At 68.8% G+C, this 19,398-nt stretch carries 17 protein-coding genes; 15 read left to right on the top strand and 2 right to left on the bottom strand.

Translation table 11 applies throughout. From position 1 onward, the window contains the following. Nucleotides 1–4: 4 nt before the first annotated feature. Genes AB0N89_RS04650 through AB0N89_RS04615 form a run of 8 tightly spaced genes read left to right on the top strand, consistent with a single transcriptional unit; the run spans nucleotide 5 to nucleotide 8,657 of the window. On the top strand, nucleotides 5–1,264 hold the full coding sequence (locus AB0N89_RS04650; RefSeq protein WP_364200180.1) for an MFS transporter: 1,260 nt from the start codon (nucleotides 5–7) through the stop codon (nucleotides 1,262–1,264). Between the two features lie 31 nt (nucleotides 1,265–1,295). Then, entirely contained in the window at nucleotides 1,296–3,047 is a 1,752-nt protein-coding gene (locus AB0N89_RS04645) for an ABC transporter substrate-binding protein (RefSeq protein WP_364200178.1), read from the top strand. Next, complete coding sequence (locus AB0N89_RS04640; protein WP_364200176.1) at nucleotides 3,044–4,324, top strand: ATP-grasp domain-containing protein; 1,281 nt, start codon at nucleotides 3,044–3,046, stop codon at nucleotides 4,322–4,324. The genes AB0N89_RS04645 and AB0N89_RS04640 overlap by 4 nt, the downstream gene beginning before the upstream one ends. Then, complete coding sequence (locus AB0N89_RS04635; RefSeq protein WP_364200174.1) at nucleotides 4,321–4,785, top strand: cobalamin-dependent protein; 465 nt, start codon at nucleotides 4,321–4,323, stop codon at nucleotides 4,783–4,785. The genes AB0N89_RS04640 and AB0N89_RS04635 overlap by 4 nt, the downstream gene beginning before the upstream one ends. Then, nucleotides 4,782–6,089: a methylaspartate mutase gene (locus tag AB0N89_RS04630; protein WP_364200172.1), complete on the top strand. Its 1,308-nt coding sequence runs from the start codon at nucleotides 4,782–4,784 to the stop codon at nucleotides 6,087–6,089. The genes AB0N89_RS04635 and AB0N89_RS04630 overlap by 4 nt, the downstream gene beginning before the upstream one ends. Beyond that, nucleotides 6,086–7,081 carry an asparagine synthetase A gene (locus AB0N89_RS04625; RefSeq protein ID WP_364200170.1) on the top strand — a complete coding sequence of 332 codons (996 nt, stop codon included), beginning with the start codon at nucleotides 6,086–6,088 and terminating at the stop codon, nucleotides 7,079–7,081. The genes AB0N89_RS04630 and AB0N89_RS04625 overlap by 4 nt, the downstream gene beginning before the upstream one ends. Next, a complete protein-coding gene (locus AB0N89_RS04620) occupies nucleotides 7,078–8,331 on the top strand; it encodes a glutamate synthase-related protein (protein WP_364200168.1) in 1,254 nt (417 codons plus the stop codon). The genes AB0N89_RS04625 and AB0N89_RS04620 overlap by 4 nt, the downstream gene beginning before the upstream one ends. Further along, nucleotides 8,328–8,657, top strand: coding sequence for a hypothetical protein (locus AB0N89_RS04615; RefSeq protein ID WP_364200166.1), 330 nt, complete (start codon nucleotides 8,328–8,330; stop codon nucleotides 8,655–8,657). The genes AB0N89_RS04620 and AB0N89_RS04615 overlap by 4 nt, the downstream gene beginning before the upstream one ends. A gap of 462 nt (nucleotides 8,658–9,119) precedes the next feature. Here the strand turns inward: AB0N89_RS04615 and AB0N89_RS04610 are convergent, their stop codons facing one another. Further along, a complete protein-coding gene (locus AB0N89_RS04610; RefSeq protein ID WP_364200164.1) occupies nucleotides 9,120–9,470 on the bottom strand; it encodes an MmcQ/YjbR family DNA-binding protein in 351 nt (116 codons plus the stop codon). After that, nucleotides 9,454–10,146, bottom strand: coding sequence for a hypothetical protein (locus AB0N89_RS04605; protein WP_364200162.1), 693 nt, complete (start codon nucleotides 10,144–10,146; stop codon nucleotides 9,454–9,456). The genes AB0N89_RS04610 and AB0N89_RS04605 overlap by 17 nt, the downstream gene beginning before the upstream one ends. Before the next feature lie 188 nt (nucleotides 10,147–10,334). On the opposite strand from AB0N89_RS04605, the gene AB0N89_RS04600 reads away from it, so the two are divergent. The 7 genes from AB0N89_RS04600 (at nucleotide 10,335) to AB0N89_RS04570 (ending at nucleotide 19,254) form a co-directional block, all read left to right on the top strand. Continuing rightward, nucleotides 10,335–11,801 (top strand): NB-ARC domain-containing protein, encoded by a 1,467-nt coding sequence (locus AB0N89_RS04600; protein WP_364200160.1) that lies wholly within the window; start codon nucleotides 10,335–10,337, stop codon nucleotides 11,799–11,801. An 87-nt stretch (nucleotides 11,802–11,888) separates the two neighbouring features. Beyond that, nucleotides 11,889–13,457, top strand: coding sequence for a carbamoyltransferase C-terminal domain-containing protein (locus tag AB0N89_RS04595; protein WP_364200158.1), 1,569 nt, complete (start codon nucleotides 11,889–11,891; stop codon nucleotides 13,455–13,457). Between the two features lie 101 nt (nucleotides 13,458–13,558). Further along, nucleotides 13,559–14,716 carry an FAD-binding oxidoreductase gene (locus AB0N89_RS04590; RefSeq protein ID WP_364200156.1) on the top strand — a complete coding sequence of 386 codons (1,158 nt, stop codon included), beginning with the start codon at nucleotides 13,559–13,561 and terminating at the stop codon, nucleotides 14,714–14,716. Beyond that, nucleotides 14,713–15,966 carry an ATP-grasp domain-containing protein gene (locus tag AB0N89_RS04585; RefSeq protein WP_364200154.1) on the top strand — a complete coding sequence of 418 codons (1,254 nt, stop codon included), beginning with the start codon at nucleotides 14,713–14,715 and terminating at the stop codon, nucleotides 15,964–15,966. The genes AB0N89_RS04590 and AB0N89_RS04585 overlap by 4 nt, the downstream gene beginning before the upstream one ends. A gap of 23 nt (nucleotides 15,967–15,989) precedes the next feature. Continuing rightward, nucleotides 15,990–16,802 (top strand): dimethylargininase, encoded by an 813-nt coding sequence (gene ddaH / locus AB0N89_RS04580; protein ID WP_364200152.1) that lies wholly within the window; start codon nucleotides 15,990–15,992, stop codon nucleotides 16,800–16,802. 10 nt (nucleotides 16,803–16,812) lie between these two features. Next, nucleotides 16,813–18,234, top strand: a complete 1,422-nt coding sequence (locus AB0N89_RS04575) for a cation:proton antiporter (RefSeq protein WP_364200150.1) — start codon at nucleotides 16,813–16,815, stop codon at nucleotides 18,232–18,234. Nucleotides 18,235–18,240: 6 nt separating this feature from the next. Beyond that, the gene (locus AB0N89_RS04570) at nucleotides 18,241–19,254 is read left to right on the top strand and encodes a TauD/TfdA family dioxygenase (protein WP_364200148.1); all 1,014 of its coding nucleotides are present in this window, start codon (nucleotides 18,241–18,243) and stop codon (nucleotides 19,252–19,254) included. Nucleotides 19,255–19,398 lie beyond the last annotated feature (144 nt).

Genomic DNA, 19,398 nt, shown 5'->3' with positions numbered 1-19,398 from the left:
CCCCATGTCACTCGACAGCACCCTTTCCCCCGACGTCGTCCGGAGTTCCCGGCTCGCCGAACGCCTGCTGGTCCCGGCGGGTTTCGTCACCACGGCGGGCAACGCGTTCCAGATCACCGCCGCCGCGATCCTGGTCTTCCATGCCGAGCAGACCACCCTCGCCGTCGGCTGGCTGTTCATCGCGGTGTCGATCCCGCAGGTCGCGCTCGCGCTGCTGTTCGGCAAGCTGGTCGACAAGGTCGACCGGCGGATGCTGTGCATCGCCGCGGACCTGGTCAGCGCGATGACCGCGTTCGCCCTGCCGGTCTGGCTGTGGATCGGGGGCCCGGCGAACCTGGGGTCCTACATAGCGAACTTCATGCTCGCCTGCACCGCCGCGTTGTTCATGCCCGCGAGCAACGGCCTGATCAAGGAACGCATCCGCGACGAGCGGCTCGGGAAGTTCAACTCGCACTTCGAGATGGCGAGCAACGCCGGCATGCTGATGGCGTCCTCGCTCGCCGGGTTCCTGGTGATCTGGTTCGGCGCCACCCCGCTGTTCGTGTTCAACTCGCTGAGCTTCATCCTCTCGGCCGTCCTCGTCTACGCGATCGGCCGCAAACCCGCCAAGCCCCAGGTGGTCGCGGAGACCGTGACGGCCGACCCGGCGGAGCCGGTCGAGGCGCCCGCGCACCAGCCGATCAAGCGGCTCGCGCTGTTGTACGCCAACGGGAACATCGGCCTGATGGTCGCCAACGTCATCCTGACGACACTCGTCCTGCAGACGTTCGGCCAGGGCGCGTGGATGATCGGTGTCGTCGACGCGCTGGCAGGCGTCGGGTTCATCGTCGGCGCCGCCGCGTACGGCAAGGTGAGCAAGCGGTTCAAGGGCATCCACCTGGCCGTGCTCGGCACGCTCGGGAACCTGATCTGCCTCGCGATCCAGCCGTTGCACTACATCGCGCTGATGGTGGCGATCCCGTTCGCCGGGTTCTGCTTCGCCCAGGGCCGGATCGCCGCGCGCACCCTGCTGATGCGGGCGAGCCCGGAAGACCGGGTCGGCCGGATCTTCGGTGGCACGCAGGCGGTCGGCCTCGGCCTCGGTGTCGGAGCGACGGTCGGGCTGTCCGCGCTGGCGGACGCGACCACCGTGCCCTACGCCTTCTGGGGGCTGGCGATCCTGCAGGGCGCGATCGTGATCGGCACCTACTTCAGTCTGGCGAAACCGCTGTCGGCGCAGGAGAAGAAGCAGCCGGCCGAGGTTCTCGAGGCGACCGCCGCCTGAGCGCGGCCGAAATTCGGAGGAAGCGAAAGTCATGACGGACAAGCCGATCAAGGGTGGCGTCGCCACCTGGGCCTGCCTGCCCGGGTTCCCGCCCGCGGTGATCTTCCCCTTCACCCCGGGCGAGCGCTTCGGCGTGCGGAGCCTCTACGAGTTCCAGATGCTGATGTACCGGCCGCTGTACTGGCTGGGCCGCGACGGCGCGCCGGAGATCGACTGGGACCTCAGCGTCGGCGAAGAGCCGGTGTGGGACGAGACGGGCCGCACCTGCACGGTCCGGATCAAACCGTGGAAGTGGTCCAACGGCGAGACGGTCTGCGCGGACAACGTCGTCTTCTGGATGAACATGCTGAAGGTGAAGGGGCCGAGGTTCGGCGCCTACTCCGAGGGCTACTTCCCGGACAACCTCGTGTCGTTCGAGAAGGTCGACGACGACAAGGTCAGCTTCACCTTCGACAAGGCGTACTCGAAGAACTGGGTGCTGCTGAACCAGCTCACCATGATCACGCCGATGCCGAAGGCGTGGGACCGCACCGCGGACGGCCCCGCCGACGCGACGCACGACATCGAGCAGGCCGAAGCGGTCTACGAGTTCCTGATGGCGGAGAACGGCGACGTCGTCGAGGAGGACAACTCGCACCGCACGCGCTGGGCCGACAGTCCTGTGTGGAGTGTCGTCAACGGCCCGTGGCGCCTCAAGAGTTACACCGAGGAAGGCGTCGTCACCTTCGTCCCGAACGAGCACTACAGCGGGCCCAACCCGGCGCATCTCGACGAGCTGCGCCAGGTCTCGACGACGTCGGACGAGCAGCAGTACGAGCTGCTGCGATCCGGCGACGTCCAGGTCGGCTTCCTGCCGCCGGGGATGGGCGTCCAGCCGGACGGCGACCCGACCAAGGGCGGGCCGAACCCGCTCGGCGACGGCTTCCAGCTGGAACCGCAGATCCTGTTCAACATCAACTTCATGGCCGTCAACTTCAGCAACCCGACGGTGGCCGGGCACATGATCCGGCAGCCGTACGTCCGGCAGGCGCTCCAGAGCTGCTTCGACCAGGAGTACGGCGCCCGCGAGGTCTACCAGGGCTACGGGTGGAGCCAGACCGGGTCGATCCCGGTGCTGCCGAAGAGCGACCTGGTCTCGCCGAAGATCGCCGAGCGCGGCGGGTTCTGGCCGTTCGACCTGGAGAAGGCGCGGCAGCTGCTCGCCGACAACGGCTGGGACGTCAGCGCGTCCCCGGCGGTCTGCGTGCGGCCCGAGTTGGCGGGCGAGGGCATCCCGGTCGGCACCGAGCTGAGTTTCTCCCTGCGCTACTGGGAAGGACGACCTTCGCTGGCGCGGCTCATGGCGCAGTTCCGGGACGACGCGGCCAAGGCCGGGATCGAGATCCGGCTCGAAGAGGTGATGGGTTCGGTCCTGGTGGCGGAGGACGGTCCGGGTGAGAAGCGGATGTGGCAGCTGTCCTGCTGGGGCGGCGGCTGGGTCTACAACTACCCGACCGGCGAGAACCTCTTCCAGAGCGGCGCCGCCTGCAACTTCAGCAACTGGCGCGACGCCAAGGCGGACGAGCTGATCGCGAAGACCGTCACCACCGACTCCCTCGAAGCGCTGTACGAGTACCAGGAGTACATCGCCGAGCAGGCGCCGGTGATCTTCATGCCGACGTTCCCGCGGCGGCTGTTCGAGGTCGCGGGCAACCTGCGCGGGTTCTCGCCGATCAACCCGTACGGCCTGATCAACCCCGAGAACTGGTACTACATCGACGACACAGCGGATGGTCAGTCATGACGCGCCCGGTGGTGCTGGTCGGGTTCGTGGCCGCCGCGCTGGGGTCGTCCATCAAGGACTTCCAGCCGGACGGTTCGATCATCTTCGTCGAGGAGCCCGACGTCGTCCGCAAGCGCAACGCGCGGGAGACGGTTTCCGGTTCGGCGCTGGTGCGGGAACTGATCGAATGGGAGTTCCACCTGCCCGGCAAGGCGGACGAGTTCTTCCACGTCCACCGCGACCTCGATCCGGCGGCGGTGGTGCCGCTGACCGAGTACGCGACGCCGTTCGCGGCCCGGCTCGCGGAGCGCTACGGCCTGCCGGGGGCGGGGTTCGGGGCGGCGCAGATCCTGCGGGACAAGGCGGTGCTGCGCCTGGTCAGCCGGGCGGCGGGGATCGCGAACCCGGCGTCGGCGCGCGTCGAAGGCCCGGAGCAGGTGCGCGAGTTCATGGCGCGGCATCCCGGGAAGATCGTGCTCAAGCCCGCGAACCGGCAGGCGTCGGTGGGGACGCAGGTGCTCACCGACCCGGCCGAGGCCGAGCAGGCGTGGGAGAACTGCGTCGTGCAGGACGAGGGCATCTTCGTCCCGGACCGCGCGATGGAACTGAAGATGCTCGCCGAGAGCTTCGTCGAGGGTGACGAGTACAGCGTCGAGATGCTGCTACGGGACGGCGAGCCGTTGTTCGCCAACGTGACCGGGAAGCGGCTGTTCCCCGGGCCGCGCCCGGTGGAGCTCGCGCACATCGTCCCCGCCGACATCCCGGACGAGCTCACCACGACGCTGAACGAGGAGACGCGGCGGCTCACCGGCGCGGCCGGTTTCCGCACCGGGATCGTCCACTGTGAATGGATCGTCTCCGACGGGGTCCCGTACCTGGTCGAATGCGCCGGCCGGTTCGCGGGCGACGGCATCATCGAGCTGATCCAGCGCGCCTACCCGGTGGAGCTGAACCGCGCCTACTTCTCGGTGATGAAGGACGAGCCGGTCGTGGACGTGCTGCCGCGGCGGGCCGAACGCGGGGCCGCGGTCCGGTTCGTGTCCATCGAGCCGGGTCGCATCGAGGACGTGCGCGGGGTGGAGAAGGCGTCGCAGGCGGAGGGTGTCTTCCTGTGCGACGTGAGCGTTTCGGCCGGTGACCGGTTCGACGGGCTGCGCAGTTCGTGGGACCGCGTCGGCGATCTGATGGTGACCGCGGACAGCCCGGCGGAGGCGCTGCGCCTCGCCGAGGAGGCGGTCGCGCTGATCGAGATCGACGTGCGGCCGGACGGCGAAGAGAGGGAGAAAGCCGCACGATGAGTATCGAAGCCGTCCAGCCCGCGCTCCCGGACACCGGTCTCGACGTGGTCGTCACCGGGCTCTCGTCCGACGCGCACACCTGGAACCTGGTGTACCTGGAGCTGCTGCTGGAGGAACTGGGCTGCCGGGTGACCAATCTCGGCGCCTGCGTCCCGGACGCGACGATCGTGCGCGAATGCGCGATCCGGCGGCCGGACCTGGTGGTGATCAGCAGCCTCAACGGGCACGGCCGTCAGGACGGCGTCCGGCTGATGGACACCTTCCGCGCGCACGCGGACCTGGTCACGACGCCGGTCGTCATCGGAGGGAAGCTCGACGTCGTCGGCGGCAGCAACGCGGCACGGCTGCTGGAGGCGGGTTTCGACGCGGTGTTCGAGGACTCGGGCGGGCTGACCCCGTTCCGCACCTTCCTCCGCACGTTGTCCGTGCGCGCCTCCGGTGTCCCGCTGGGTGCCGGATGAGCGTGCTCGCCCCCCGGCGGGGACTTTCGTTCGGCGAGGTGGTCGCGCGCCATCACGCCGAGGGGGATCTGGTCGTCCAGCCCCGGATGGGGTTCGCCGATCCGGGGCGGATGACCAGGGGGCTGCTGGCGACCAGGGCGGCGCGGGCGGCGACGGTCGGGACCATCACGATCGACAGCTACACCAGGGTCGGCGACCACGAGGCGGCCCGCGCGGCACTGGCGGCCGACGCGGATCTCAACGGCTACCCGCTCGTCGACCACGACCCCGTGACGACGACGGCGTTGCTCGACGGCGTGCTGACCAGGGACTTCCCGGTGCAGATCCGGCACGGTTCGGCGGACCCCCGCCGGATCGTGCGGACGCTGCTGGACTTCGGGCTGCACGCGACCGAGGGCGGGCCGGTGTCCTACTGCCTGCCCTACAGCCGGATGCCGCTGTCGGCGGCCGTCGACAACTGGCGGCGTTCGTGCGAAACGCTGGCCGAGGCCCGGGGACCCGAACTGGAGCCGCATCTGGAGACGTTCGGTGGCTGCATGATGGGCCAGCTGTGCCCGCCCGCGCTGCTGGTCGCGCTGAGCGTGCTGGAGGGGATGTTCTTCTGGCGGCACGGGATCCGCTGCCTGTCCTTCAGCTACGCGCAGCAGACCCACGCCGGGCAGGACGAGGAGGCGGTCGCCGCGCTGCACGCGCTGATCAGGGAATACGTGCCGCACGCGCGCACGCATGTGGTGATCTACGGCTACATGGGCGTCTACCCGAGGACTCCCGGCGGCGCGCTGGCGCTGCTCGCGGAGTCCGCGCGGCTGGCCGCCCGCACCGGGGCGAGCAGGCTGATCGTCAAGACCACCGCCGAGGCGCACCGGCTGCCGACCGTGGCGGAGAACGTGACCGCGCTGGAGCACGCCGCCGAGGCCGCCGGTGGTGTCTCGCGGATCGGCCACCTCGGTGACACCGGGATCCACGCGCAGGCGAAAGCGTTGGTGGACAACGTTCTTTCGCTCGACAGCGATCTCGGGCGGGCTTTGGTCACCGCGTTCGCGCGGGGGCAGCTGGACGTCCCGTTCTGCCTGCATCCGGACAACGCCGGCCGCGCGCGCGGGCGGCTGGACGCGAACGGACGCCTGGAATGGCAGCGGATCGGCGCGATGCCCCTCGGGGATCTCGTCGACCTGCCCGCGGACCGGCGGATGACCTCGGGCGACCTGCTGGACGCGCTCCGGTACGTCGAGCGGACGTTCGACGAGAAGCACGGGATGCCGGGAATCGAGACCACGCAACTGATACAGGGGAGTAGAGCATGACCGGAACATCGGAGGCGGCGCTGCCGCCGGGCACCCGCGAACACCTGACGTCGCCGGTGACGCAGGCGGCGTTGCGCATCCAGAACAGCATCACCGCGGGCACTCGCGAGTACCTCGGCATGAACGGGTTCGTGGAGCTCCAGCCGCCGCTGATCGGGCCGGTCACCGACCCGGGCTGCCGCGGTGCCAAACAGGTCGACGTCGACTACTACGGGCACAAGTACAAGATGATGACCAGCGTCATCCTGTACAAGCAGGCGTCGCTGCTCGCGTTCGACAAGATCTTCTACGTCGCGCCGAACGTGCGGCTGGAGCCGCTGGAGACCTCGACCACCGGACGGCATCTGGTGGAGTTCACCCAGATCGACGTCGAGGTCGCGCGGGCGAGCCGCGAGGACGTCCTCGACCTGGCGCAGGGCCTGCTCCGGCACGTGGTCACGTACACGCTGCGAGAGTCCAAAGTGGACCTCGCGACGCTCGGCCGGGACCAGGCGGCGTTCACCGCGTTGCTGGACGAGGACTTCGAGCGGATGACGCATCGCGAGGCGGTGTCGCGGCTGCAGGGGCTGCTGCACGGGCAGAGCGCCGACGCGGAGATCGACTGGCAGGGCGAGCGGATCATCTCCGAGCAGACGAACCGGCCGTTCTTCATCGTCGACTACCCCAAGGGGTCACGCGGGTTCACCGACGGCGAGTCGAGCACCGAACCGGGCGTGCTGCGGAACTTCGACCTCATCGCCGCGGAGGGGTTCGGCGAGCTCTGCAGCGGCGGTGAGCGCACGCACGAGTACCGGCGGCTGATCGAACGGATGCGGGAGACGGGGGAGAACCCGGCGAAGTACGCCTGGTACCTCGACCTCGCGCGCGAAGGCCTGCCGCCGAGCGCGGGCTTCGGGATGGGGCTGGAACGGGTGACGCGCTACCTCGCCGGGCTGGACGCGATCTGGCAGGCCAACGCGTACCCGAAGCTGCCCGGGATCGCGACGCCGTGATCACCGCGCGGCAGCTCCCCGAAGACGCGATCCGCGCCCGGGCGCGGGAAGGCAGCGCGGCGATCTTCCCCGACGTCGGAGGGTACGGCCGGTCGTTGTTCGGCGCGGACGTCGACTCGGGTGGTGACGAACTCGACCGCGCGCGGATCGTGCCGCCGGTGTTCGTCCCGCGGCGCCTGGAGAAGATGTTCGACCTCGCGCGCGAGCCGGTCTACGGCGATGTCGGTCTCTCGACGGTTCTGGGCGGCTTCACCGCGCCGTCGCCGGTGTTCCTGTGCGCGTTCGGGTCCACGCAGGTGGCGGGCAGCGGGCTCGGCATCGCCGCGAGCGAGCAGGCGGGCAGGCTCGGGATGCCGATGGTGATCGGCGAGAACGTCGTGCCCATGCACGGATACGGCCGGATGGGTGAGAGCGCCGAGGACGGCCTGCTCGGCCGGATCCGCGCGTACGCCGGCGCGGTGCCGGACGGGCTGGGCGGCGTCGTGGTGCAGCAAAGCACCGAAGACGCCGACGCGGAGGTCTGGAACCTCGTCTACAGCGACCCGTCCGCGACGAAACTGCTGGAAACCGGGCGGCTGGCGTTCGAGCTCAAGGTCGGTCAGGGCGCGAAGCCGGGCCTCGGCGGCATGACCGTGCTCTCACGCACGGCCGCCGGCGAGATCGCCGAACAGTACACAGTGGACGAAGCCTTCGGCACGGACACGGCCATGGTGCTGCGGTCGAGCAGCCCGGGCACGTTCACCGGCGAGATCCTGCGCCAGCAGATCCACTTGATGCGCAACAACTACCCGCGCGCCCGGGCCTGGGTGAAGCTGCATCCGGGTCGCGACGTCAGCGAAGCGGCGCGGGTCGCCTGGGCGGCCGGTGCGGACGCCGTCACGGTGGACGGCGCCGAGGGCGGCACCGGCTGGGCGCCCTCCGTCTTCCTCGACCAGGTCGGGTTGCCGCTGGTGGAGTGCCTGCGCCGGGTCGGCAAGCACGACGCGTCGCTGCTGGTGTCGGGGCGGGTCTGGGAAGGGGCCCGCGCGCTGAAGTGCCTGGCCATGGGCGCCTCCGCGGTCGGCCTCGGCCGGGCGGCGCTGCTCGCCGTCGACGAGGACGCGACCGAAGGGCTCGTGCGCCTGGTGCGGTGTCTCGAACTCGAACTGCGGCTGCTCGCCAGCGCGCTCGGGAAGTACGACCTCGCGGAACTCACCTCGGACGACCTCTGGTTCCCCGGCTCTCCCGGACGAATGGAGCAGGACGGATGATCAACTACGACGGCAAGCGGTTCCGCAAGGTCAGCACCGACCCGAACGCGCCGGTCACCCTGTACCGGCAGAAGGACGACCTGGTGTGGGCCGAGCTCACCGGCGGCGGCGTGCGGCTCGGGTCGCTGACCGGGAAGTGCGGCGAGGACGGCACGATCGACATGGCCTACACGATGGTGCTGGCCGGCGGCCAGGTGATCGCGGGACACAGCACGAACACCCCGGAGTTCCTGCCGGACGGGCGGATCCGGCTGAACGAGGTGTGGGAGCGGTACGGGCCCCATGGTTCTCGTGGTACTTCGGCGATCGAGGAGGTCGCCGAGTAGGCCCGCTCCCGAAGTACGTGAAGGCCCCCTTCACCGCGCTAGACGCGGTGAAGGGGGCCTTCACGTACTGCCCGTCGGTGGGCGTTCGGTCCGGATGGTCGTGACCGCTTGGGCCGACCCGGTGGTTTCGCGTGACCGGGCGGACGGCGCGTGTGATCAGACGGACGACACGCGTGACGGGATGGACGACACGCTCGCGGCTGGGTCCCGTCGCGTGTCGTCCATCGGATCACACGCGCCGTCCATCCCGTCACGGCCGGCCCTGACCCGAATCGCCACTCACGACACCTTGCCCCTGCGCGAACCCGCCAGCCTGACTTCACGGACTTCGAGCCGGCCGAGCGGCACACGAACTGTGGGAGCGGCACCGTATTTCTGCCCTTTTCGATCGCCCGAATGGGAATTCACGGGACCGAAAAGGGCAGTCCATGGGGCTGAACGGCGCACTCCGAAAGGAGTAGCTCAGTGCGGGTTCTTTTCCAGGTATTCCGTCCAGACCTTCTTCGGCACGCACATTCGCCACGAGTCGACGATCAGTTCCCGTAACTCCTCGTAATCGATCGCGGACAGCCGGACGCGGACCCACTGATAGCGCATATCGGACGGAATCGGCATCATGAACTTGTCCGGCTCGCCCGCCACCAGTGCTTCCCGCTCCTCTTTGGGATAGCCGAATCCCAGCACGGTTTCGTCGGGCGAGAGCGAAAGGAACACGATTCGGCCCACGCGGAACTTCGCCCGGTCTCGTACCAGCGCCTCGTACGCGCGCGGCAGCTCCGAAGCGATCCGTCTGACGTCATCCCCGGTTACCATTTTTCCACCATTCTCCGCTGTCTGTTCCCCAGTCACCCGTGGCGCCCATGGTGAAGGCGACGTAAAGGTATTCGTCGAGGATCTTCGCCAGTGACACGGGCCTGCCCACAAGGGCGGGGATCTTGTCCCCGTCGTTCCCCGCCTCCGCGATCACCGCGGCGGACCACTCGCGGCCGAACCGCAGATGCCTGCCGAACGCGTCGCCGTCGCGATCACCGTGGAGAGCGGCCGCGATGGCGGCGTCCCACGGCATGATCGTGTTGGGCCGCAACGCATACAGCGCCTTGGCCGCGGCGGTCGGGCCCAGCGTACGCCTGGTCCGTCCCGCTGAGACGACGACTCCCGAGAGATCCGCGTATGCCTTCGCGGCCGTTTCGATCCCCGCGTCCGTCAAGTGGACGAGATCGACTGCGGGCAGGGTGGAGCCCCAGGTCTCCCACCAGGCCCGCACCCCGTCGTCGAACGGGGCGGGCTCACCTTCCCGGGGATACCGGATACGGCATCCCCACGAGTTCAGCCAGCGCAGAAGAATCGTGCGGTGTGCGGCCTGTGACAGGTCGATCGCTGACTGCGTTTCTTTGATGAACCGGAGCCAAGAGGTGTCGGCATTCGCGAAGCCGTTGAACACTTCGGCGGCTCGCCGGAGTTCGGCGAGTGGGGGTAGGGGGCCACGCATGGGCGAACCCTATCCGGTGCCACCAAGGGGGTGAATTTCCGCGTCCAACTATTGGACTTTGTACATTGAGTCACCTATTTGTATCTGCTGCAGCGTTCATTGGTCCTTTAGGGTTGTGGCCAGGAAGGCTGCGAGGATGGCGGTCACGCAGAGCGATCGCGTTGCCTCATCCAGGGGAGGAGTAAGGCATGGGCAGACCCGAGCGACCGTTGGACGGCTCCACTGGTCCGATCGCCGCATTCGCTCATGATCTGCGCGTTTTGAGGAACCGGGCGGGAAACCCGAGTTACCGGGAACTCGCCAGGACGGCGCTGTTCGCACCTTCCGTACTGTCCAGCGCGGCGAGCGGCCACCGGCTGCCGACCCTCGCCGTGACACTGGCGTTCGTCTCCGCGTGCGGGGGAGACCGCGCGGCGTGGGAACGGCGGTGGCGGAGTCTCGCCGGTCAAACCGGTGGCGGCGTCGAGGTCCGGGAGGAGCGCGTGCCCGCGCCGGCGCAGGCGGAGATCCCGGCGGACGGCGCGCACGTGCTGGCATCCGGCGTCATCCATCTCGCCCGTCCGGCCCAGCTGCCCATGGGATCGAGGACTTTCGTCGGCAGGGAGGGGGATCTGGCCGACGCCGCCGAGATGATCGGGGCGACCGGTCCGATCAAGGTGCCGCTGCTCGTCAGTGGTCCGATCGGGGTGGGCAAGACCGCCTTCGCGTTGCGGCTGGCCGAAGAAGTGGCGGCGGACTTCCCGGACGGGCAGCTCTACGCCGACCTGAGCAACAGCGGAACCGGTGGCCGGTCGGCCAACGGGATCGTGCGCGGTTTCCTGCGCGCGCTCGGCGTGCCGGCGCATCTCGTGCCCGACGACCCGATGCAGCGGATCGGGTTGTACCGCTCCCTGCTGGCGGAACGCAGGTTGTTCGTTCTCCTGGCGGGCGTCAGCGACGAGGGACAGGTGCGGCCGTTGCTGGGCCAGGCCCCGCACAGTCAGGTCGTGGTGACCAGCCGCGCCCGGCTGCTCGGGCTGGAGGACACGAACCGTGTCGAGCTGGACACGTTCTCCCGTAAGGAATCGCTGGCGTTGATCGGCCGGATCGCCGGCCCCGGCCGGGTGCGGGCCGAACACGACGCCACCGACTCGATCGCCGAACTGTGCGGGGATCTCCCGCTGGCGGTCAACATCGTCGGCCGCAAGATCGCCGCGCGCCCGGAATGGGCGATCGCGTACACGGCGGGCCAGCTCGCCGATCGCGAACGGCTCATGGACAGCCTCAGCGTGGGGGACGTCAACGTCCGCGACCGGTTCACCGCGGCGTACGACCATCTGTCGCCCGCCGAACGCGAAGCCATTCACCACTTCGGGCAGAGCGGGGCGGGCTGGACGACGTCGATCGGCGTCGCCGCGGCGATGGGCGTCATGATCGAGACCGCCGACGAACTCCTCGAGTCCGTCGTGGACGCGGGACTTCTCCAGCGCGCCAACGTCGCCGGCCGGTACGCGGTCTCCCGGCTGGTCAGCGCGTTCGCCGCCGAGCGGCAACGGGACCCGGATTCGGTCGCCGCCGCCGTCCCGCTGGTCGGCCGCAGGGCACGGAAGAACGCGTTCGAATCGCTGCGCCACGACGCCGTGCGCACCCTGCCGGGTGGCTCGTCCGAAGGTTGATTGTTCTCCCCGCGCGGCGCTTCCGGTCAACGGGCCGCGCGGTTTGAATGAGTCGACGAATGAAGGCGAGCGAAATTCGGTGACACAATGCTGATTCTGTCGATGAAAGAGGGCCACGATGGCGGGATCGTGGCCATCGAGGACGGCAAGCTGCTGTTCGCGCTGGAGTCGGAAAAGGACAACTACCCGCGCTACGACCGGATCACCGGCGAGCTGATGGCCCGTGCGGCGGGCATGCTCGACAAGCAGCCCGACGTGGTCGCGCTCGGGGGCTGGGTCAAAGGCGAGTTCTCGGTGGAACCCCCGTCCCGCACGGGATACTTCGGTGTCGGCGAAGGCGCGATCTCCGACGAGGCGGGCAAGTTCTTCGGCAAGGACGTGCGCTACTTCTCCTCCACCCACGAGCGCTCGCACATCTACACCTCCCTCGGGATGGCCCCGGCGGCCCCCGGCCAGGCGTACTACTCGCTGGTGTGGGAAGGGAACATCGGGGACTTCTACCGGATCGACGAGCGCGGTGAGGCCACTCACCTGCAGCACGTGCTGACCGACCCGGGTGCGAAGTACGCGTATCTTTTCGCGCTGGCGGACCCGGGTTTCCCGCTGGGCAAGGGGAAGTTCCGGTTCAACGACGCCGGCAAGCAGATGGCGCTGACCGGATTCGCCGAACCGGGTCCGCTCACCCCCGACGAGCAGAAGACCATCGACTTCATCCTCGACCGCGACGGCATCATCCTCGGCCTGTCCAAAGAGGAGATGTCCTGGTCCCATCTGTACAACGCGGGCGTCTGGTCGCAGGAGTACCGCAACGCCGCGGCGAAGCACTCGCAGGCGATCTTCGACCGGTTCCACGATTACGCGGAGAAGAACCTGACCGAAGGCCTGCCGTTGCTGATCTCCGGCGGCTGCGGCCTGAACTGCGACTGGAACCGGTTGTGGCGTGAAAGCGGCCTGTTCTCCTCGGTGTTCGTGCCGCCGTGCCCCAACGACAGCGGTTCCGCGCTGGGCACGGCGATCGACGCGCAGTGGTTCTACACCGGACAGGCGACCATCGACTGGGACGTCTACGCGGGGGAGAACTTCGTCGAGGACGTCGTCCCCGACCCGGCCAAGTACGAGACCCGGCCGCTCGTGGCGAGCGAGGTCGCCAAGTACATCAAGGACGGCAACATCATCGGCTGGGCACGCGGCCGGTACGAAATGGGTCCGCGGGCGCTGGGCAACCGGTCCATCCTCGCCGCGCCGTTCACCGTGGACACCACCGTGCGGCTCAACAAGATCAAGCGCCGCGAGGACTACCGTCCGATCGCGCCGATCGCGCTGGAATCCGACGCGCCCCAGTGGTTCGTCGGCTCGGTGCAGGACCCGTACATGCTGTACTTCAACCACGTCACCTCCGACGAGCTGAAGGCCATCACGCACGTGGACGGGACGGCGCGCACGCAGACGGTGACGCGGGAACGCAACGCCGGCATCACCGACCTGCTCGAAGCGTTCCGCGAGCAGACCGGTTTCAGCGTGCTGTGCAACACCTCGCTGAACAACAACGGGCGCGGTTTCCTCAACCGCACCAGCGATCTCATCGAGTACGGGGAGACGTACGGCCTCGACGGCTACGTCATCAACGACACGTTCGTGACCCCGCGCAACTCCTGATTCCTTGCCCATCGGGGGTAAGGCCCGGATGCCACGTCCCCAGCCGTGGCGTCCGGGACCCCGTTGCGCCCACTCGAACTTTCGCCCGGAGGGGGAAGGCCATGCGAGTCGTGCTCGCGGGCGGCGGTGTCATCGCGCTGCTGACCGCCGTGGAGTGCGTGTCGGCCGGGCACGAAGTGGTGATCGCCGACCAGGCGGACATTCCCTTCACCGGTGCCACGTCGTTCGACCGGCATCGTGTGCTGCGCGCGTTGCACCCCGGTGATCCCGCCACGACGGCGGCCGCGGTCGGCGCGCATCACGCGTGGATCGAACTGGAGCACTTGCTGTCCACGGGGTTCTACGAGCAATCCGGCGCGCTCACCGCGGTCGGGGCGGGCGAGGCGACGGCCGCGCGGGACCTGCTGAACGCGGCCGGGTCCAAAGCGGAGGTGTTCGGCGCGGACGAGCTCGCCGCGGAATTCCCGCACGCCGGGTTCGTTCCCGGGACGGGCGCGGTCTTCGAGTCGCACGCCGGGGTCCTGCTCGCCGACCGGGTCTTGGCGGCGTGCGCGGGCTGGCTGCGCTGGAACGCGAGCGCGGAACTCCACCCGCACCGCAAGGTGGTCGGGGTCGACGCCGACCGGGCCGAGGTCTGGCTGGCCGACGGCGGGATCCTCCGCGGTGACGCGGTCCTGCTGGCGGCCGGCCCGTGGTCCCGGGACCTGCTGGCCCCCGAGCTGGCCAGGGAACTCGTGCTGCACCGGCAGACGATGCTGTACTGCGACGTCCCGCCCGAAGACGCCGCCGCCTGGGCCGCGACACCGGCGATCACCTCGCTCGGTTCCGCCGGTGGCGCGTGGCTGGTGCCGCCGGTCGCCGGGACGCCGTTGAAACTCAGTGCCGCGAGCGCCTGCCGGGTCGTCGACGAGATCGGCGGTGCCGTCACGCCTTCGTGGTGGCGTGAGCATCTGATCGACACGTTCGCCGAGCTGATCCCGGGCTTCCGCCGGGACTGGCTGATCGACACCCGGGACTGCCACTACCTGGCCCGGCGCTCCACCCTCGGCCCGATGCTCGCCGTCCTCGGCGACCGGGTCCTGTCCTACGCGGCGTGCGGCGGCTCGTCCTTCAAGTTCGCCCCGCTGATCGCCCGGTCGCTGACCGCGCGCCTGACCGGCGCCGATCCGGCCCCGACCGGACTCGAACCGCTCGACCGGCCGCTCGTCCGCGCGTCCGGCGTCCACCCAACCCGTCTTGCCCTGCGAGGTGTGTCGTGAAACTGCTCGCGCTGGAAGCCAGCCAGAACTCCTACTACTACCTGCCCCGGTATCAGCAGATCGAGGACTTCGGCGGGGTGCTGTACGTGCTCAACGGGGTCGGGACCGAGGATCTCTGGCCGTCCGAGCGCTACCGGATCGCCGGCAGCAACCGCCTCGACGACCTGATCGAGCACGCGAAGGCCTGGCACGCGGAGGAGTCGTTCGACGGCGTGCTCACCTTCTCCGAGTCCGGTGTCGTCCTGGTCGCGGCGGTGGCCGAGGCGCTCGGCCTGCCCGGCATCGGGGTGGACGCGGCCCGGACGAGCCGGAACAAGCTGATCATGCGGCAGGCGCATGAGAAGGGCGGCGCCGCGCATCCGGACTACCGGTTCGTCGAGGACCTCGATTCGGCTCTTCAAGCGGCCGAGGACTTCGGCTATCCGGTGATCCTGAAGCCGACGCTCGGCGCCGCCAGCAACTTCGTCTTCCGTGTCGACGACGAGGAGAAGATGCGGGAACGCTACGCGCAGGCACGCCAAGGCATCGACCGGATGACCTGGTACAACATGGAGGCCGAAGGGCTGGACCTCGGTCCGCACGGTCTGCTCGTCGAGTCCTTCCTGGACGGTCACGAACATCTCATCGAGGCGCTCGCCTGGGACGACGACGTCTACTTGGGGTCCATTGTGGACAGGGTGACGTCGGAAGGCGAGACCTTCGACGACGACGTGCACCACGCGCCGACGTCGCTGACCCCGGACCAGGTGGCCGAGGTGCACGCCGTGGTGACCGCGGGGGTGCGGGCACAGGGCATCACCCGCGGCGCGCTGCACGCCGAGGTCCGGTTCCACCAGGGCAAACCGTTCCTGCTGGAGATCGCCGTCCGCCCCGGCGGCGGGGGACTCGACCACATGGCGCGGCTTTCGGCGGGCTACGACCCGATCAGGGGACTGATGGACGTCTCCCGCGGCGTGCGGCCGGACGTCCACCACTTCAGCCCGACCGGGCTGCACACGGCCGCGATGTGCCTGATCTGTCCCGGCGGCGTCATCGCCTCGATCGAGGTCCCGCCGGCCGTGAGCGAGTCGGAAGCCTTGTACTACCTCAAGATCTTCGCGAAGCCAGGTGACCTGATCAAGCGCCCGCCGCTCGGCAACAACATCTTCGGCGGCATCGGAGCGCTCGGCGCGTCGTTCGACGAAGCCATGCGCAACGCGAACGACCTGGCAGGGAAGATCGAGGTCAAGCTCAGCGAAACCCAGAAGTAGCACCGGATCCTGGTGGAGGAAGCGTGTCACGGACAGCCACTCGACGGCATTACCTGATGGTCAGACCGACGTACTTCGACGTCGAGTACTCGATCAATCCCTGGATGGACCCGAAGAAGCCCACCTACACCGAGCTGGCGCTCGCCCAGTGGGAGTGGCTGCACGATCTCTATGTCGATCTGGGGCACCGGGTGGACCTTCTCGAACCGGTGCCGGGTCTGCCCGACATGGTGTTCGCGGCCAACGGCGCCACCGTGGTCAACGGGCAGGTCCTCGTCGCGCGCTTCCACCACATGCAGCGGGCCGGCGAGTCCGACGCGTACCTGGAGTGGTTCCGGGCCAACGGCTATCGCTACGTGCGGCAGGCGCAGTGGGTCAACGAGGGGGAGGGCGACTACCTCGTCGCCGGGAAGAAGATCCTCGCCGGGACCGGATTCCGTACCAATCCCGAGGCGCACAACGAATCCCGCGAGTTCTTCGGCTGCCCGGTGATCGGGCTGACCCTGATCGACCCGCGGTACTACCACCTCGACACCGCGCTCGCCGTCCTCGACGACGACACGGTGATGTACTACCCGGAGGCGTTCTCCGAGGACAGTCGCCTGGTGCTCAAGGAGATGTACCCCGACGCGATCCTGGCCTCGGAGCGCGACGCCGCCGTCTTCGGGCTCAACGCCGTGTCGGACGGCAAGCACGTCGTGCTCCCGCAAGCGGCCACCGGGCTGACCGCGCAATTGCGGGAACACGGTTTCGAACCCATCGGCGCCGATCTGTCCGAACTGCTGAAGGCGGGCGGCAGCGTCAAATGCTGCACGCTGGAATTGCGCGCCGGTTAAGGAGAACTCCATGGAGTCAGCTGTGCGGGAACGGGGCGGGCGCACCACGCTGCGCCGGATCCTCGTCGGGACGGTGCTGATCGCGGTACCGGCGGCGGTGGTCGTCGTGGTGCTCGGTCTCGGTTCGGCCTACGAACCGGTGACGGGCACGGCGGCCAAGGCGCCGGCCGGTGGTCCCGACACCTACGCGCGCCTGCTGGTCGCGCTGCCGTTGATCCTGGGCGCCTGTTATCTGGCCGGTGTGCTGGCCAAGCGTCTCGGCCAGCCCCCGGTGATCGGCGAGATCGTCGCGGGCATCCTCCTGGGACCGTCGCTGTTCGGGCTCGTCTGGCCCGGCGCGTTCGGGTGGCTGTTCCCCAGCGGGGTGGTCTCGGCGATCAACATCCTGTCGCAGCTGGGCCTGATCTTCTTCATGTACCTGGTCGGTTCCGAGATCGACCTCGACGCGGTGCGCAAACGCGGGTTCACCGCGGTGACGGTCAGCCAGGTCAGCATCGCGCTGCCGATGGTCTCCGGCATCGTGCTCGCGCTCGGCATGTACCCGGTCTTCGGCGGTGACGTCGGGTTCCTCGCGTTCGGGCTGTTCATCGCGGTCTCCATGAGCGTGACGGCCTTCCCGGTGCTGGCGCGGATCCTGACCGACCGCGGGATCTCGAAGACCCCGCTGGGCGCGCTCGCGCTCACCTGCGCCGCCGTCGACGACGTCGCCGCGTGGTGCCTGCTGGCCGTCGTGGTCGCCGTCAGCCAGGGCGGCACGCCGTCGGAGGTGTTCCTGACCGTCGGGCTCACCCTGGTCTTCGTCGCGGTCATGCTGTACGTCGTGCGGCCGCTGCTGGCCAAGGTGCTCGCCCGGGTGCCGGAGCCCGCGGTCCTCGCGATCCTGCTCGGCGGGATCATGCTGTCGGCCCTGGCCACCAACGAGATCGGCATCCACGCGCTGTTCGGCGCGTTCCTGTTCGGCGTGATCGCGCCGAGGAGGGACCCGGTCGTCGCCCGCGCCGCCGGGAAGCTCGGCAGCGTCACGCTGACCTTGCTGCTGCCGCTGTTCTTCGCCTACACCGGGCTGCACACCGAGTTCAGCCTGCTCGGCTCCGGATCGATGTGGCTGTGGACCCTGGCCGTCACGGCGGTGGCGGTGTTCGGGAAGTGGGCGGGCAGCACCACGGCGGCTCGCCTGACCGGTGTCGGCTGGCGTGAGTCGCTGTCGCTCGGGGCACTGATGAACTGCCGCGGGCTGACCGAACTGGTGGTGCTCAACGTCGGCCTCCAGCTGAAGGTGATCAGCCCGGCGGTGTTCGCGATGCTCGTGATCATGACGCTGATCTCGACGATCGCCACCGCCCCCGCGCTCACCCTGATCGCCAAATTCGGGAAGAAGTCCGAAAAGGACTCGGAGAAGACCGCCGGTCCAGCGGCGGCGGAAAGTAGATAGGACACCATGACCAGCAAGCAGGAAACTCTAGTCGGCACGTTCGCCGAGGTCGTGCTCCCCGACGAGGTCCGGGACATCATCGGGAACGACCTGCGGTCCTTCGCGAACCCCGTCGAGGACATCGACCGGTCGCTGGCGATGCTCCGGGTCACGTTCTCGAAGCTGCCCATCGACCAGTTGCAGACGATCCTGGACTTCGGCAGGCACGTCGACACTCCCGGCGTCGCGCTCGTGCGCAACCTGCCGGTGGACCCGGAGCTCCCGGAGACGCCGATCGACGGGGAACCCAGCAAGGACAAGGAGACTTTCGTTGCCGAGACCGTCCTTTTGGGACTGAGTCAGCTGCTCGGCGAGCCCGTCGGGTTCACCACCGAGAAGAGTGGCCGGCTCGTGCACGACGTCGTCCCGGTCTCGGCCGGCGCGCGGAGCCAGACCAACCAGAGCTCGCACGTGTTCCTGAACTTCCACAACGACATCGTGCACGATGCCCTCGGCCGCTACGACGTGTCCAATCCGGACTTCCTGGTGCTGAACTGCGTCCGCCAGGACGGGAACAAGGAAGCCGTCACCTATTACGCCGACGGCAGGGACATTTCCGCCGCCCTGGACCCGGAGGTGCTCGACGTCCTGCGCCGTCCGCTGTTCCGGCTCAACGCGCCCGGCAGCTACGTGCGCGACGTGGCCAAGGGGGCCGACGTGTTGTCCGACCTCGTGCCGGTGATCTCCGGTCCGGCGGACTCGCCTGAGGTGGCGGTCTCGGCCAACGGTGTGGTGGGGGAGACCGTCGAGGCGGAGCAGGCGCTGGAGGAGCTGCAGCGGGTCTGCCGCGAGGTCGCGCACCAGGTCAAGCTGGAGCCGGGGACGGCGCTGCTGATCAACAACCGGAAGGGACTGCACGCGCGGTCGCAGTTCTTCGCGCGGCACAACGGGCGTGACCGGTGGCTGCAGCGCACCTACATCCGGCGCAGCCTGTGGACGATCCGGTACCGCGGCACGGCCGAGGACCGGCGGGTGCACTGAGTTCCGCGGGTGCCCAGGTGGGTCGTGAGTGGCGAATCGTGTTCTAACCCGAATCGCCACACAACACCACCACCCCCCCCCACACCACCCACCACCACCCCCCACCCCCCCGCACGCCGGGGCCGGCGGGTGTTTTAATTATTT

Origin of the sequence: Amycolatopsis sp. NPDC089917, from assembly GCF_040684635.1 — a bacterium.
In the GTDB taxonomy this organism is placed as follows: Bacteria; Actinomycetota; Actinomycetes; order Mycobacteriales; family Pseudonocardiaceae; genus Amycolatopsis.
This window is presented reverse-complemented; position numbering and strand designations above follow the sequence as displayed.